Genomic DNA, 16,042 nt, shown 5'->3' on the forward strand with positions numbered 1-16,042 from the left:
CGGATGATGAATTAAGATGCGGAGATAAGGTTTTCATCCAAATCAACGGTCATCACACACTGTAAAATAACCATGTTTATAGGGGTTGGAACGACCGCGAAACTCATAATCCCGGCAACGTTGGCCACGATCATCGACATAACGATCTTTCAAACGAAAAGCATAATCCCCAAAATTCATATCCTGTTGCCATTCTTGAGCATCTCTTTGTTTTTGCTCAGCATCCATTTTATTCAGGAACTTACTCAGCTTACTGGTAAAACCTGTGCTACAAATAACAGTCAACAAAACAAACACGACAATTTTTTTCACGATATTGGATTCCCAATCAACATTTGACGCAATATTAAACCATAAGTTGCAATAAAAATCCAATATCGATAAAAATCAAACGGCAATAGGTGCTTTTATTGCAGGATGTGACTGATAATTTACAAATTCAAAATCCTCATAAGCATAATCAAATAATGAAGCGGGCTTTCTTTTAATTGTTAACGAAGGAGAAGGTAAGGGTTGTCTTGCTAATTGAGTTTGTGCTTGTTCCAGATGATTAAGATACAAATGACAATCTCCTCCAGTCCATATGAATTCACCAACATCCAAATTACATTGTTGAGCTACCATATGAGTAAGCAAAGAATAAGAAGCAATATTGAAAGGTACCCCTAAAAATACGTCGGCTGATCGCTGATACAATTGACAAGAGAGCTTATTATTTGCGACGTAAAACTGAAACAAGGCATGACAAGGCATTAAAGCCATTTTATCCAACTCACCTACGTTCCAGGCACTTACAATTAATCGACGAGAATCAGGATTACTCTTAATCTGTTGAACCACCTCGCTCAATTGATCGATAATACGTCCATCCGCAGTCGGCCAGCTGCGCCATTGCTTGCCATAAACAGGTCCCAAATTGCCATTGCTATCAGCCCATTCATCCCAAATCGTTACACCATTTTCCTTAAGATATGAAATGTTTGTATCGCCTCGCAAAAACCATAGTAACTCATGAATAATACTTCTCATGTGCAGTTTTTTAGTAGTTACAAGAGGGAAGCCTTTTGTCAAATCAAAACGCATTTGATACCCAAATACAGATAATGTTCCAGTACCCGTTCTATCTGACTTTTCCATCCCATGTTGTAAAATATGATCTAATAGTTGTAAATATGTTTTCATCGCTTAGCCCACCATAACCAAATTCCAATCAATAACATGGGGAAAGATAAAACCTGCCCCATAGTCAGCCAGCCAAATGCCACAAAACCTAATTGCGAATCAGGTTGTCTAAAACTTTCAGCAATTAACCTGCAAATCGCATACCCCATTAAAAACAAAGCAGAAACTCGCCCTTGTGGTCTCGGCTTTGACGCATAACACCAAATCAAAATAAATAAAGCGACTCCTTCTAAACCAAATTCGTACAATTGAGAAGGGTGCCTTGGTTGTTCATCAACATGAGGAAATACCATACCCCATGGAACATCAGTGACTCGTCCCCATAGTTCACCGTTAATGAAATTACCCAAACGTCCTGCTGCTAACCCCAAAGGAACCAAAGGTGCCGCAAAATCACCAACCTCTAAAAAAGTTTTGCCGTATTTACGACAAAAAAACCAAACAGCGAAAATCACCCCAATCAAACCACCATGAAAAGACATTCCGCCTTCCCAAATTTTAAATAATATCCAAGGTTGATGGATTAGCTCCTTAAAATCATAAAACAGCATATAACCTATTCTGCCGCCCAGAATAACGCCAAGAGCACAGTAAAAGATAAAATCACTTAACTGATCAGTATCCCAGTTCAATTTATAATGTTTTATACGCCAATAACCTAATAACCAGGCAGCAATAAAGCCAACCAAATACATCAAACCATACCAGTGAATTTTTAATGGCCCTAAAGAAAAAGCGACTGGATTAATATTTGGATAAATGAGCATGGTTATTCAAATTTCCTTACAATAACATATGAATTGCTGTTATGAATAAAATCACAATAAAACCATATTTTAAATACTTTACAGGTAAAATATAATTTAACTTGGCTCCATATGGCGCAATCAAGCTACTGGGTATTGCTACTCCCAACACAGCTGGCCAATAAATATATCCTAAAGAGTATGATATTTTTGGCATTTCGAAAGTACCTGTTATCATAAACATAATTGTCCCTGCAATGCCAACAACAAAAGTACCTAAATTGGATACTGCCGCAATTTTTCTAACCGGTACCCCACAATAGGTTAGATAAGGGATAATGATCACTCCCCCCCCAACACCTAACAGACCGGATACTGACCCTATGCCACTACTGATTAAAGTGTTGAACCAATATCCCGGAAATTTATCAGTATGACTTACCTGAACATCCAAAAACATTTTGATCGCTACTCCAATCAAAAACAGTCCGAATATTATCTTTAATAAATAAGTTGGAATGAAAGAAGCCATTACGGAGCCTAAAACAGTACCAAGTACTAAACCAGGTGCTAATTTCTTAAAAGCGGGTAAGAGTATCTCATCCATTTTGTTGTGCGCTTTTAAGGATGCGTAAGAAGTAAAAATCATTACAGTCAATGAACAGCCTGCTGCTACATGCATAATGACATCTGCTGGAATTACTTGTGAGTGTTGAAAAATATAGACTAATCCTGGCACTACAATTATACCGCCACCAACGCCTAGAGAACCAGACATTATTCCAGCGAAAGCTCCAATAATAATGTAAATGACTCCATTAATTAATAGCCCTTCGGACATTATGACTTACCCGCTCGGATTAGTCCTCCTAATCCTTCATCTTCTAAAGCTTTTTGCAAATGGAATCGTATTTCTGCAGGATGTTCAAACTCTAAAACTTCTGCCAGAATTTTACGGGCATTCGCAATGGCAAAATTACGAATGACCCATTTCACTCTTGGCAAGCTGGCTGAGTTCATACTTAACGTGTCAAAACCCATAGCAATTAACAAGATCACTGCTAAAGGATCACTGGCCATTTCACCACAAATGCTCACCTCAACACCTGCTGCATGTCCTCCTTCAACAACTTTTAGCAACATGCGCAACATAGCGGGGTGTAGTGGATCATAAAGACTGGCAACACGGGCATTATTTCTGTCTACTGCTAATAAATATTGCGTGAGATCGTTACTCCCCACGGAGATAAAATCAACACGCTTGGCCATTTCACGTGCCAGGTAAGCAGCGGCAGGGACTTCAATCATGACACCAATTTTGGGTTTTACTATTTTACAGTCTTCTTCTACTAATTCCTCAAAAGCTTGCTCAATCAAATAAACAGCCTCTTCTACTTCACTGAGTGTAGTGACCATAGGCAACATAATGCGTAAATTATCTAATTCTTCACTGGCTCGCATCATTGCACGAACTTGAATCAAAAAAACATCTGGATGATCAAGCGTAATCCTAATACCACGCCATCCCAAATAGGGATTCTCCTCTTCTACGGGAAAATAGGGCAAAATCTTATCGCCACCAATGTCCAAGGTGCGCATAGTCACTAAACGTGGAGCAAAGGCTTTTAGAGTCTGTCTGTAAATAATGGTCTGCTCATCCTCAGAAGGAAAACGATCACGACTCATAAAGGGCACTTCTGAACGATATAATCCAACCCCCTCTGCGCCAACGCTCATAGACAAACCCGCATCCATTGCCAAGCCTGTATTGACTTGCAAGGAAACTCTGTAACTGTCAGTCGTTTCGGCTGGTTTATCTCGCAAACTGACGAGACTTTGGTTTAATTCCTGTTCTTCTTGTGCTAATTGTTTAAATTCAGCTAATAAAGATTTGGAAGGAGAAACATAAACATGGCCATAATAACCATCAACTATTAAAGCACGGCGTGATACTGATTCTACCTTTAAGCCTCGCAAACCCATCACTGTGGGAACACCCAGAGCCCTGGCTAAAATGGCAACATGAGAATTATTAGAGCCTTTAGCAGAAACTACACCAGCCAATTGGCCTTCTGGAACTTCCGCCAGTGCTGCTGCGGTGACTTCTTCACCAATTAGAATAGTTCGCTTGGGATAATCAATTTCTTCTCGCTGAGACCGTTGTAATTCAGCCAAAACTCGACGGCCCAAATCACGAAAATCACTTGCACGTTCTCGAAGATAATCATCTCCCATGCTCTCAAATTGCTGTACGTGTTTTTTGATAACCGTCGCTAATGCTGCTTGTGCACTGATTTGTTCTTCCCGTATCACATGCTCTACTTCCGCTCCCAGGCTGTCTTTATCCAAAATTCTTAAATAAACATCAAATAAAGCATGCTCTTCTTCAGCAACAGTTTCCTTCATGCGTTTACTTAAACGCCTCATATCATCTCTTGCTGTTTCCAAAGCTTCATAAAACACTTTGATTTCGTCTTCCAATTCTTCAACTGGGTTACGCGGAACAGCATCAATATCTGCGGGAGGATACACAACTACAGCAGTACCAATCCCTATACCAGGTACACTCCCTATTCCAGTTAGTGCGGTATGAGCCACTTCCATTTTGGCCATTCCCAAAGGCTTCTTGGGTTGAGTAAGTTCTGCTAACTCACCCGTTGCCTCTGCATGAGCAATGATTCCACCTAATTGAGCAGCTAAAGTAATAAGGAATGATTCTTCGGCATCATCAAAATGACGTTGCTCAAGTTGTTGAACAACCAAAACACCATACAATTTTCTGTGTTGAATAATGGGGACACCTAAAAAAGCATTCAGGTGCTCTTCACCAATTAAGGGGTTATGATAAAAATCAGGATGAGAGGGTGCATTTTCTATATTGATAGGCTCCTCCCTACGCCCTATCAAACCTATCAGTCCACAATCAAGAGCTACTCTGACTCTAAACTCTGCTTGCTTATTCAAGCCTTCCGTGGCGATCAGCACGTATTCTGCATTTTTGTTATCAATAAGGTAAACGGAAACGGCCTCGGCATTAATGGCTTTATTAATACGTTGTACCAAAATGCCAAGTGCTTCTTTTAAATCACTGGCTGCGGTAACGTCTTGAACTATCCGTTTAAGTATTTTAAGCATCTAAGCTCTATGATTACCTCTTTTACGTTTTAAGCCATAAGGTGTACGGCGTTCCTTTTTTAATAAAGGTTCCAATTCTTTTAATGCTTGAATATAAACTTGCCTCTTAAAAAAAATAACTTGTTGTTCTGGCTCATGGAAATCTACCCATCGCCAGCTATCAAACTCAGGAGAGTCACTCAAATCCAATCTCAACTTCTGGTCACTTGTTATAAGTTTTAGCAAATACCATTTTTGCTTCTGTCCAATAACCAAAGGTTCACTCCCATGGCGCAAATATTGTTTGGGAAGTCGATACCTTAGCCAACGTTTGGTTGAACCCAATATTTCAACATCACCTTTATCCAGACCTACTTCCTCATGTAATTCACGATACATTGCTTCCATAGCCGACTCACCAGGTGCTAACCCACCTTGTGGGAATTGCCAGGCATCATGCCCACTACGTCTCCCCCAAAAAACTCTATCGGAATCGTTGACTAGAATAATACCTACGTTCAAACGATATCCGGCACGATCGATCACCATGATGTCACTGCTTAGAATAAACCGTTAATAACTTGATTTTTCCACAAAGTACAAGAGCTTACAATTAAATCTGTAAATATTATTTGGTCAAAGTCAGACTCTGTTTTTATATTGTTTTTTTTGTTTTATTATAGAGCAAAATATTTCGTCATAATGGCTCCCAATTCCTTGGAGTCTGGTCTTATTATACTTAACAAGTCCGTACATTATCCTCTCCCTAATGGTTGCGGCTCAGTTTGATCATAATCAAAGCCGCAACCATTAGGGAGTGGATTAAGACAAAGAAAAAATAGAACAGCCGCAAATTATAAAATCAGGACTTATGAAAAACCCCAAGGTCGAGGCAAAAAAAGTTTTTAATGAGGGAGTTTAGACAAACTAAATGACCGAATTAAAAACTTTTTTTAACGAAGAGATTGGAGTTTTTCATAAGTCCTGAAAATTAGTTGTTATGGGTATAGCCAGGTTTTCGCTATACTTATCGAAACAATAACAAATCATTGATAAATCCGTATGAAAAAACAAGTCTTAATCATAAATACTGGTGGCACTATCAGCAGTGTCAAAACATCGAATGGCTATGAACCATCCCCTGGCTTTGTTCAAAAAGCTTTGGCAGAAATTCCAGCCTTGAAACATAAAAACATGCCAGAATACATTATAAAGGAATATCAGCCCTTGCTTGATTCATCTAATATGACCGTAACTGAGTGGAACAGGATTGCCAGAGATATTGCCCACGAATATGATCGGTTTGACGGATTTGTGGTTTTACATGGTACGGACACAATGGCCTATACTGCTTCTGCTTTGTCTTTTATGTTGGAACACTTAGGCAAACCTGTCATCGTGACGGGCTCTCAAATCCCTTTATCTGAAATCCGCAATGATGCTACAGATAATCTCATAACCTCCTTATGGCTTTGTGCCCATCAACCCATTCATGAGGTATGCATCTATTTTAATCAGCACTTGTTCCGTGGTAACCGCACCCAAAAAATTAGCGCTCAACGCTTCAATGCCTTTGATTCTCCCAATTACCCCCATTTGGCATCCATAGGCATAGAGATAGAATTGCATCCACATCGTTTATTACCCCACCCCAAAGCACCGTTCCATTTACAAACCATTACTCCGCACTTTATCGCTAACTTCAGGTTGTTTCCTGGTTTTGCCTCTGATGTTCTCGAATACATTTTAAACCAACCTTTACGAGGTTTAATCCTTGAAACCTATGGAGCAGGTAATGCCCAGAACAACGATCCCAGATTTTTGCATTTACTTAAAGAAGCTTGTAACAGAGGTATCATTATTATTAATTGTACCCAATGTTATCAGGGAAAAGTGGAAATGAATCAATATGCAACTGGGCATACTTTAAAAGAAGCCGGCTTGATTAGTGGCCATGATATGACACCAGAGGCTGCCCATTGCAAATTATTGTATTTATTAAGCAAGAATTTGGAGATCCCTGAAATCAAAAAATTGATTGAAACCAATTTGTGTGGGGAATTACAGAATTAAGAAATGGTTTAAATTCCTTTCAAATCCGACATCAGCTTGTTACGAAAGCTTCCTACAATTTTTTCTGAAGACTGTCATCCCGAGTGTTAACGAGGGACCTCCAATAAATGGCAATGTGCTAGAGTCTGGAGGTCCCTCGTTAACACTCGGGATGACAGCAGAATTGAAATACAAAACACCGTCTATATACAAATATCCCAACAAAAAAAACTTATATTGTAGGGGAGTGTTCAGACGAAAGTTCTGCATCCTCCTCTTCAAATTCATCTGTATTTTTTAGATCGGAAGACTTTGTATCTTCTTGCTTTGGTACTGGCTGCTTTGTATCTGTTGACTTCGTGTCCTCTTGTTTGACCGCTGTTTGTTTTATCACTGGTTTTTCAAACTGAGTTTCTGTCATCCCTTGAATTGTGCGAACAGCAGTATTAAATTCAACGCCAAATCGTCCTTCTCCTGAACTAAACCAATCTGATGGTGTCACCACCCCAACACCCCAAAAACTTAAACCAGGAAGAGAGAAACCCTTGTCTTTCTTAATAGCGTTTTGATTGTCCTGGGCAAGGTCTTGCAACACTTGTAGTGCTCTTTTTCTTTGTTCTTCCAGATTGTGCGAGGGGTTAATTCGCTCACTTAATGCTTGCAGTCTTACTGCTAATTGCTCTTCTTTCTTGGTTCTGATTTCATAATCGATGCCTGTTTTAGGAGTAAAGATTTCATCACCCAGATAGATGGCGGCATGATAATAAACAAGGTTTTCAGGTGTTTCTGAGTAAGATTTGTTTAATAAGTTAAATTCAAATTTTTTTAGTTTGCCAAGAAAATCGTTGGAATGGTTCTTCAAATTATTGAGACAAGTTACAGAATCTCCTTTATCTCTTGGTTCCCCATAGTGTTCCCTTATGGATTGAATTTTTATTCGGGCAGTATCTATCAATACAATGATTGACAGTAAATCATTTTCATCATTACCTGTGTCTTTAAAGAGGACAATATCTTCTTCCAGTTTATCAACCACATTTTTTTGATCGATTGATAATTTTGTATTATAGCCATATGTTTCTGATTTCCATTTCAAATTGGATGATAACTCACTCAATTTTTCTTTAATTAATTTCTTTAAAACCTTTAGAAATATATTCATTGCTCTACTCCTTTAACTGCAACTTAATTATCATATAGCACTTTACATCATTCATAGCATTGGGGCAGACTGTTTAAATCAGCACCGATTATGACATTTAACTTAGGAAAACATAAATCTCATGAATTTACAAATTATTATTTTAGCTGCCGGGCAAGGTAAAAGAATGTACTCTGATACCCCCAAGGTTCTTCATCACCTAGCAGGCAAACCCATGTTAACCCATGTAGTAGAAGCCGCTCGGCAACTAAATCCTGATGCAATCCATATTATTTATGGTCATGGTGGTGAACAAATAAAAAACTCACTCCCTGACTTACCCGTTCATTGGGTACATCAGGCAGAGCAGTTAGGAACTGGCCACGCGGTGTTGCAAGCCTTACCCCATATCCCTGCCGATGCACACGTTCTGGTTTTATCTGCTGATGTTCCACTGATTCAAGTGGAGACACTTCAATCATTAATTGAATGCAGCCAACCTCAAAATACAAATCATTCCGTTTTAGCACTCCTGGTTGCCGAGCTTGAAAATCCAAGTGGTCTTGGGCGCATTATCAGAAACAACCACGGTGAAATTTATAGCATTGTAGAAGAAAAGGATGCAAATGAGCAAGAAAAGAATGTAAAAGAAATTTATTCAGGAATTTGCTGCACTCCAGCAAGCAATCTGCAAAAATGGTTACCCCAATTAACGAATAACAATGCACAAGGCGAATACTATTTAACTGAAATCATCTCTATGGCAGTAAACAGCAAAACGCCAATTACTTCTCTAAGCGCCAAAAATAGTTTTGAAGTTCAAGGGATCAATAATCGATTGCAACTGCAACAGATGGAACGTATCTGGCAACAAAGAGCTGCCAATCAACTCATGGAGAAAGGTGCAACCTTAGCTGACGCCAATCGATTTGACTTAAGAGGCGAGTTGCATTGTGGAAAGGATGTATATATCGACATCAATTGCGTCTTTACAGGCAAGGTGGTTTTAGGTAACAACTGCAAAATTGGTCCAAACTGCAATTTAACTAATGTCACATTGGGAGATGGGTGTGAAATTTACGCCAACAGCATATTAGAAGACTGTCATATTGCAAATGACTGTCACATAGGTCCTTTTGCTCGTCTTCGTTCAGGAACGCAATTGGCTTCTCATTGTAAAATTGGCAATTTCGTAGAAACCAAAAAAGCTATTTTCAATGAAGGCACAAAAGCAAGTCATTTAAGTTATTTAGGCGATGTTAAATTAGGGAAACATGTGAATGTTGGCGCAGGCACCATTACTTGTAATTATGATGGGGTTAACAAGCATCAAACAATTATCGAGGATGGTGTTTTTATCGGGTCAGATACGCAATTAGTTGCTCCAGTTACTGTTGGGGCCAATGCCACAATAGGAGCGGGCAGTACCATACGCAGAAATGTTCCCGCCGACGAACTGACTTTAACTGAGTCACGACAAAAAACTATTTATGGTTGGAAGCGGCCAGCAAAAAAAGAGCAGGATTGAAGAAAGAGTAACTGAATGCCTGTTGCCGTCATAATTCTCCTGATTGTCCTTATTGCCATTGCCTTGCGTAGAGTAGTAAGAGTGGTCATTCCTATTTGGGCAATTATGGTGACAGGAGCCGTTGCTGTTTTGCTTTGTCAGAAAATAACACCATTAGGTGCTTTTTCTGCTATTGAGCCTGACGTAATGCTTTATTTATTTGGTGTTTTTTTAATTTCCCAGGCAGCAGAAGAAAGTGGCTATTTAGCCTATTTGACTGATCAAATCTTTTATTACACAAGTACTGGAAAACAAGCGTTATTGTTGATTGTTTTTGTTCTGGGCTTGAGCTCCGCATTATTGATGAACGATACCATAGCCATTATAGGCACGCCCATTATTCTACAGCTATGTCAATCCCACAAAAATTTAATAAAACCATTGCTGTTTGCTCTGGCATTTTCAATTACTATTGGAAGTACCATGAGCCCTATAGGCAATCCACAAAATTTATTGATTGCTGTAAAAGGCGAGATGACCTCTCCATTCTTAATGTTTTTCAAGTATTTGGCCATACCAACACTATTAAATCTAGTGATAACTTATTTTTTGATCCTCTTTTTATACCGAGATGAATTAAAGGAATCAATTGAAAAGCCTGTCTTGCCCACAATAAAGGATTATCGGACTGTTACACTGATTAAAATAAGTTTGGTCATGATGCTAGCGTTAATAATAATCAAAGTTTTAATGGATTTCATTCATTATTCATTGTTTCAATTGAATTTTAGTTATATAGCGCTTTTATCCGCTATACCGATTTTGTTGAGTAAGCACCGATGGAACTACATAAAAAAACTGGATTGGGGAACTTTAATTTTTTTCGCCAGTACATTTATTTTAATGCAAAGTGTATGGAATAGTGGTTTTTTCCAAACCAGTATTATTTATTTTCATGTTGATGTGACTCACATTATCATGATTTTTGTAATCAGTATCGCTCTTAGTCAATTCATCTCCAATGTTCCATTGGTGGCATTGTACTTACCTCTATTAATGAGTCATTCTCATTCCACTATGAATTTATTGAGTTTGGCGGTGGGAAGTACCATTGCAGGCAATTTATCTATTTTGGGTGCGGCCAGTAACATTATCATTATTCAAAACAGTGAAAAGCGCGGTATTAGAGGATTTGGATTTCTAGAATTTATCATTTTAGGAGCTCCTCTCACATTATTTAATTTCTTAATTTACGTTTATTTTCTTCAAAGGATATGAGGAAATAATTCGATATCGAGCACTTGTTAATGCGCCTATGTAGCGAATCGAACGCATATTATATCAACCGCTTTCTTCCTGTACGACGAAAGAATAATTTTTTTCTAAAATCTTGCATATCCATAAAATTATCGGAAGAGAAATAAAGGTAGCTAATAATTTATACTGCCAAACACTAATAGCTAAATTGATGATTTGTTCATAAGGATAAATGCCGCCGTAAAGCACGCTGTAATCAACCAGACATAACAAGGAATTAGCTGATATATTAGCCACTAATATTCGCAGGAATCTATTAATTCTCCATTTTGAATTCTTTAAATAGTGCAGCATCATCGCATTTCCAAGAAAAGTGACAAACAAAGAAAGTGATGCCGCAGATAACCTTCTTGGCATGATGTAATTATAAAAAGGGTTCAAATTAAAAAAGGGTGGGGAAGGCAATGCAACGCTTCCCATCAGTAAAACGTCAAAAATAAATTGTGCTGCAAAAAGAGCAATGACCAATTTTAAATTGGCCTGGTAGCCCCATAATTCACCTACCACAGTACTAATCACTATAGTAATTGGGAAAAAAACACAACTGGCGGAGAGTACCATGTCTTTATTTACCGCAATGATTCGATATTCACAAGCTAAACATATCAATATCACGGTAACCGCAAAGCAAATCAAGTATTGGTAAATTGGAAAAACGGAATCTCCTGTGACAATTAAGGTCTTGCTTTTATGTTGTTTGTCATTTAGCACAAAGGTTAAATAAACCACTCCAATGATAAGGAGTAAAAGGGATGCAATCATGAATGAATCAATGAAAATTTGCTTGAAACTATGCGCATGAGGAGCAGAAAATAAAAGGTAAAAATCCAGACAAAAAAAGCTCGCCCCTCCTAACAGGGCCAGTAACACACATTGCTTTGGGGTTGATAAGACCCTGCTGGACTTAGTACAAAATAACAAATGAGGCAAATAAAAGCTCAGAGCAAAAGCAATAGTGGTGGCAAAAAATTTCTTAGGTATTTCTTCAAAAATAATTTGATATGCCGGATTATCATGCATGTATTCCGCAGCAGGCAAGTTCACAAGCACATACACACCAATGCAAAACATATATAAAGTCATCAAACAAATGTTAAGTAAATGGCGTTGCTCTTTAAACGTGCAATTTCTTAATGCAAATAAAAATAATGCCGCGATTAAAGGACAAATCAAACTGTTTGTTGCAAATACAAGCCCCTCAAGCAGAATAATTTTAAAAGAAACATTAATTAATAATATCAGACAAGTTATCATACTCACTGCGATGAATATGAACCCCGGGGATTGCTTTAAGGACAAAGACTGATTCATGCGATGAAAGCTACCATAGTATAACAACCAATCCTACCTTAATGATAGATACTGACTATAGGGAGTTAATTTTATGATTTACTAGGGTACGTTGATTCATGCCCTATAAGCTTCAGGCAACATTTGCCTGTTATTAAGCTAATCAGCTCGCAAATATAGCATTATAGCGCTTGTCATATCAAGACAAACAAAAATCGTCAACTGTCGACTTAAACCACGACTAAATGATAAGTTAATAATAGGGCTTACGCAAAACTCCAATCTCTTTGTTAAAAAATGTTTTTAATTCGGTCATTTAGTTTATCTACACTCCCTCATTAAAAACATTTTTTGTCTCAATCTTGGTGTTTTGCGTAAGTCCTTAATAAAAATGATCCCCAAAACACTAAAACTGAGATGACTTCATGAGCAATCATAAAAAACAAGCTTCGGCAAAAACAGGCCTATTACCAGGAACCGCGGTGTATATAGGTGAGCATCCACCACAACCCACTCAAATTATGGTACATATTTATGACAAGCATCATTACAAAATGGCGGACACCTTCGATGCTCAACTAATAAAAGAAGCACAAGAAGCGGGGCAAAATGTATGGATAGACATATCAGGCCTCGCGGACATCGAGAAAATCACAAAAATTTGTGTATTATACAACATACATCCTCTGGTTATTGAAGATTTACTCAATACAAAGCAAAGACCGAAACTGGATATAGTAGATGATTATTTTTTTGTTGTTTTTAAATTATTGCAATCTCCTCCTAATCACCTAACTTATAATACAGAGCAATTTAGTTTAATAATCAAACATCAGCTTTTGCTCACATTCAGAGAATCCCCAAAGTATAATTTATCTTCTATTTATCAACGTCTTAATGGAGAGCATTCATTAACCCGTGAACAAGGAAGTGATTATTTAACCTATCTTATTATGGACTATATTGTTGATGATTATTTCAACTTTGTCGAATCTTCAGCTCAATTACTGGAATCTTTGGAAGATCAGTTAATTAATAACCCCGAAACCATTAAACTCAGAACCTTATACACCATCAAACGAAGAACCATTACGCTTAGAAAAACCATTCCTCCATTAAGAGACATAGTTCATTTGTTACTGACCGATGATAGAGGATTGGTAAATAAAAAGTATAGCCTTTACTTCCGTGACTTATATGACCATTGTATCCGCTTGGTAGAATCCATCGATTTGCACAGAGAAATGTCGGCCAACATGCTGGATATTTACCTGTCTACCATCAATAATCGCATGAATGAATCCATGAAAATTTTAACCCTGTTTGCCAGTATTTTTATACCGTTAAGTTTTATAGCAGGGATATATGGTATGAATTTCAAATTCATGCCCGAATTGGATTGGCGTTATGGTTACCCCTTTATTCTGGGAAGTATGATCCTTTTGGCATTGCTTATGTTGTATTTTTTTAAAAGAAAAAAACTATTCTAGATTAATGTAAATAATCTAATGTCATTTATAAAGGTATCGTCTTGAATTAATGAGGAATCTCCCTGTGCTAGCACAGGGTAATCGTTTGGAGAACCTTCGCTTAGCTTAAGATGACTACAGATTAGACTTATAAAATGTCGAAAAACTTTGTGCGATTTGCTGGGGAAATCGCAGTATTGATACAGAAAAAATATCAATAATATGACCAATTGTATAAAAAATACAGAATCCTATTTTGTCAAACTCAATTCGGTTATTGAAGTACTTTCCTGTTCTTTATGTCCTCTGCGCTTTCTTGTTACAAATAAATTATCAGGACTAATAACAGTAAGCACAATCTGTGTTTGAGGCTTATCAGGTACTAAACTGTTTGCAGGAACAACTGCCTTCGCATCCTCTTTTTCAGTTACCAGCTGTTGCTGAGAAACGATAGCCACCTTGTCGGAAGGTGGTGGAGTAGGCTCAAGAAGAGTTATACCATTTAAAGCCAAGTTTGAACCGGTTATCGCTTTGGCTTCACCTTTAATGTTATGTCTCTCAAACCATAATTTGAATGCTGTTACCAAATTCCAAAAATCTTCTTCTTTGCTCAGCATCAAAACAAAACGAGTTACCTTTTTGGGTATTCCAAATTTGAGATTTACTGCCGCAGCTACAGTTTTTGGTGCCCATGCCAAAGTAGCCATGGTTTTGGTTTTCCCGACTCCTTCTATGAGTTCAGCTGCAGAGATAGCTCCTGAACGTATAGCAGGCCAATACATAAATACAATTGGATCATTAATTAAGCCGTCGGGACCTCTAAAAATAGAAGGAGCTACAAATACAAAAGCCTTATCCACCACTTTCTTAAAAAAGCTCGGTTTAGCTTTCTTTTCCTGCTCTAAATCCATATTTAATACCATAGTTCCAAATTGTAAGGCAGGAGATAAAGGAATTAATGGTTCAGCGTCTTTGTCAGGTTTAAAATCGATAGGAATTCTTTTCATCGCACCATCGAATACTATATCAACCAATAGGCGATTAACTCGCTCATAAACATTAAATGGATCCGAATAAGGTGAACTGGTTTTTGGATCCATTTGAGGTAATGTCATATGAGCAGCCACATTAACGTGTGACAACATTAATAAATGGCGAAGTGCTCTGTAATATAGATAAGGAGGTATTCCAACAGTTGATTCCAGAACTTTATCCATTAACAGGTTTGTTGCTTCAGATGTTAATCCAAATCCTAAAACAGACTCTGGTTTCATTGCCAGATATTTATGACGTTCACATAACTCTGGTGTGGTTAAGCGGATAATATATCGTCCATTAAAATAGACTCTTAATACTGTTGAGAGCGGTTTACCAACATAGGGGATCAGACTTACTCCGTAAGTCAAAGCATCGTTCCCCATTAAAATAAGAGGCTCTCTTCCCCAGCCCTTTATTTTACGTTTATAGTTACAATCCAACTCGTCACATATTGAAGGGGGAAGTATCTTTTTATTTGAATTAAATGCTGAAGGTCCTAATGAGTCAAGAACTGCGGCATGCGCTAAAGTTTGCGCACCTTGTCTCCAACCGTATCCTGTAACCAAATAATCAACGAGAGTTAAGCCGGATAAAAAAAGTGCATAAGGAGCGTACCATGCGATATCCTTATTATAACCATATCTGAAATAACTTTGCACAACATTGTTTGTAAAATCGACAGTTACCGACGGCAAAAAATCACTTGAGATAAAAGTATCAACAACTCCCTGGGGTTTAGGGTCTTTTCGCCAGAGATAGGATGAAAGATAATGGCAACCTACGACAGTTAAAGTGGACAAACCTAGCACATAAGGCATAAACCAGGCGGATTCCCCACTATAATCATCACTAAAATAATTTTGGACGGCATTATTTGCAAAATTCACGGCAACCATGGGTAAAACATCATTAACGAGAACGTAACCTGCTCCATTAACAATTTTTTTTGCTTGGGGATTATTGATCAAGGTAGGCACTGCATCACGCAAAGCGATTCCCTGCTCTAAAACCTGAACGGTTGTATTGGCTGTATAACTGACCGCTCCAAAAGTTAATTTCGATAATGAGACATTATTCCATAACCATTTTGCCCCATTATTTAACCCTGTGCCAATAGCTTTAACTCCATCTACTACCGATGACAACCAGCCCATAATGCTCTCCTGCAACAGCCGAATTTTATTTT

Annotated in this window: 13 protein-coding genes; 4 read left to right on the top strand and 9 right to left on the bottom strand. The window is 38.0% G+C overall.

The window, feature by feature from the left end; translation table 11 throughout:
* Positions 1-42 precede the first annotated feature (42 nt).
* From ACZ5EK_RS15130 to ACZ5EK_RS15155, 6 genes are all read right to left on the bottom strand, one after another.
* Positions 43-312 carry a hypothetical protein gene (locus ACZ5EK_RS15130; RefSeq protein ID WP_464425668.1) on the bottom strand — a complete coding sequence of 90 codons (270 nt, stop codon included), beginning with the start codon at positions 310-312 and terminating at the stop codon, positions 43-45.
* A 75-nt stretch (positions 313-387) separates the two neighbouring features.
* On the bottom strand, positions 388-1,182 hold the full coding sequence (gene thyA, locus ACZ5EK_RS15135) for a thymidylate synthase (RefSeq protein ID WP_464430526.1): 795 nt from the start codon (positions 1,180-1,182) through the stop codon (positions 388-390).
* Entirely contained in the window at positions 1,179-1,949 is a 771-nt protein-coding gene (gene lgt, locus ACZ5EK_RS15140; RefSeq protein ID WP_464430527.1) for a prolipoprotein diacylglyceryl transferase, read from the bottom strand. The genes thyA and lgt overlap by 4 nt, the downstream gene beginning before the upstream one ends.
* A gap of 16 nt (positions 1,950-1,965) precedes the next feature.
* The gene (locus tag ACZ5EK_RS15145; RefSeq protein WP_464432513.1) at positions 1,966-2,772 is read right to left on the bottom strand and encodes a sulfite exporter TauE/SafE family protein; all 807 of its coding nucleotides are present in this window, start codon (positions 2,770-2,772) and stop codon (positions 1,966-1,968) included.
* A complete protein-coding gene (gene ptsP / locus ACZ5EK_RS15150) occupies positions 2,769-5,063 on the bottom strand; it encodes a phosphoenolpyruvate--protein phosphotransferase (RefSeq protein ID WP_464430528.1) in 2,295 nt (764 codons plus the stop codon). The genes ACZ5EK_RS15145 and ptsP overlap by 4 nt, the downstream gene beginning before the upstream one ends.
* Complete coding sequence (locus tag ACZ5EK_RS15155; RefSeq protein WP_464430530.1) at positions 5,064-5,591, bottom strand: RNA pyrophosphohydrolase; 528 nt, start codon at positions 5,589-5,591, stop codon at positions 5,064-5,066.
* A 513-nt stretch (positions 5,592-6,104) separates the two neighbouring features.
* Between ACZ5EK_RS15155 and ansA the strand changes: the two genes are divergently transcribed.
* The gene (ansA, locus tag ACZ5EK_RS15160) at positions 6,105-7,115 is read left to right on the top strand and encodes an asparaginase (RefSeq protein WP_464430531.1); all 1,011 of its coding nucleotides are present in this window, start codon (positions 6,105-6,107) and stop codon (positions 7,113-7,115) included.
* Positions 7,116-7,326: 211 nt separating this feature from the next.
* On the opposite strand, the gene ACZ5EK_RS15165 is transcribed toward ansA, so the two are convergent.
* Entirely contained in the window at positions 7,327-8,256 is a 930-nt protein-coding gene (locus tag ACZ5EK_RS15165; RefSeq protein WP_464430532.1) for a lpg2874 family Dot/Icm T4SS effector, read from the bottom strand.
* Between the two features lie 121 nt (positions 8,257-8,377).
* On the opposite strand from ACZ5EK_RS15165, the gene glmU reads away from it, so the two are divergent.
* Together glmU and ACZ5EK_RS15175 are read left to right on the top strand one after the other, a co-directional pair.
* Complete coding sequence (gene glmU, locus ACZ5EK_RS15170; protein WP_464430533.1) at positions 8,378-9,763, top strand: bifunctional UDP-N-acetylglucosamine diphosphorylase/glucosamine-1-phosphate N-acetyltransferase GlmU; 1,386 nt, start codon at positions 8,378-8,380, stop codon at positions 9,761-9,763.
* A gap of 15 nt (positions 9,764-9,778) precedes the next feature.
* Positions 9,779-11,020, top strand: coding sequence for an anion transporter (locus ACZ5EK_RS15175; RefSeq protein ID WP_464430535.1), 1,242 nt, complete (start codon positions 9,779-9,781; stop codon positions 11,018-11,020).
* Positions 11,021-11,083: 63 nt separating this feature from the next.
* Here ACZ5EK_RS15175 and ACZ5EK_RS15180 read toward each other — a convergent pair whose 3' ends face one another.
* Positions 11,084-12,370 carry a VUT family protein gene (locus ACZ5EK_RS15180; protein WP_464430536.1) on the bottom strand — a complete coding sequence of 429 codons (1,287 nt, stop codon included), beginning with the start codon at positions 12,368-12,370 and terminating at the stop codon, positions 11,084-11,086.
* 404 nt (positions 12,371-12,774) lie between these two features.
* Here ACZ5EK_RS15180 and corA point away from each other — a divergent pair, with 404 nt between their 5' ends.
* Positions 12,775-13,839, top strand: a complete 1,065-nt coding sequence (corA, locus tag ACZ5EK_RS15185) for a magnesium/cobalt transporter CorA (RefSeq protein ID WP_464430537.1) — start codon at positions 12,775-12,777, stop codon at positions 13,837-13,839.
* Positions 13,840-14,069: 230 nt separating this feature from the next.
* On the opposite strand, the gene ACZ5EK_RS15190 is transcribed toward corA, so the two are convergent.
* The gene (locus ACZ5EK_RS15190; RefSeq protein ID WP_464430538.1) at positions 14,070-16,010 is read right to left on the bottom strand and encodes a hypothetical protein; all 1,941 of its coding nucleotides are present in this window, start codon (positions 16,008-16,010) and stop codon (positions 14,070-14,072) included.
* Positions 16,011-16,042 lie beyond the last annotated feature (32 nt).

It is taken from the genome of Legionella sp. JM-2024 (genome assembly GCF_055389095.1).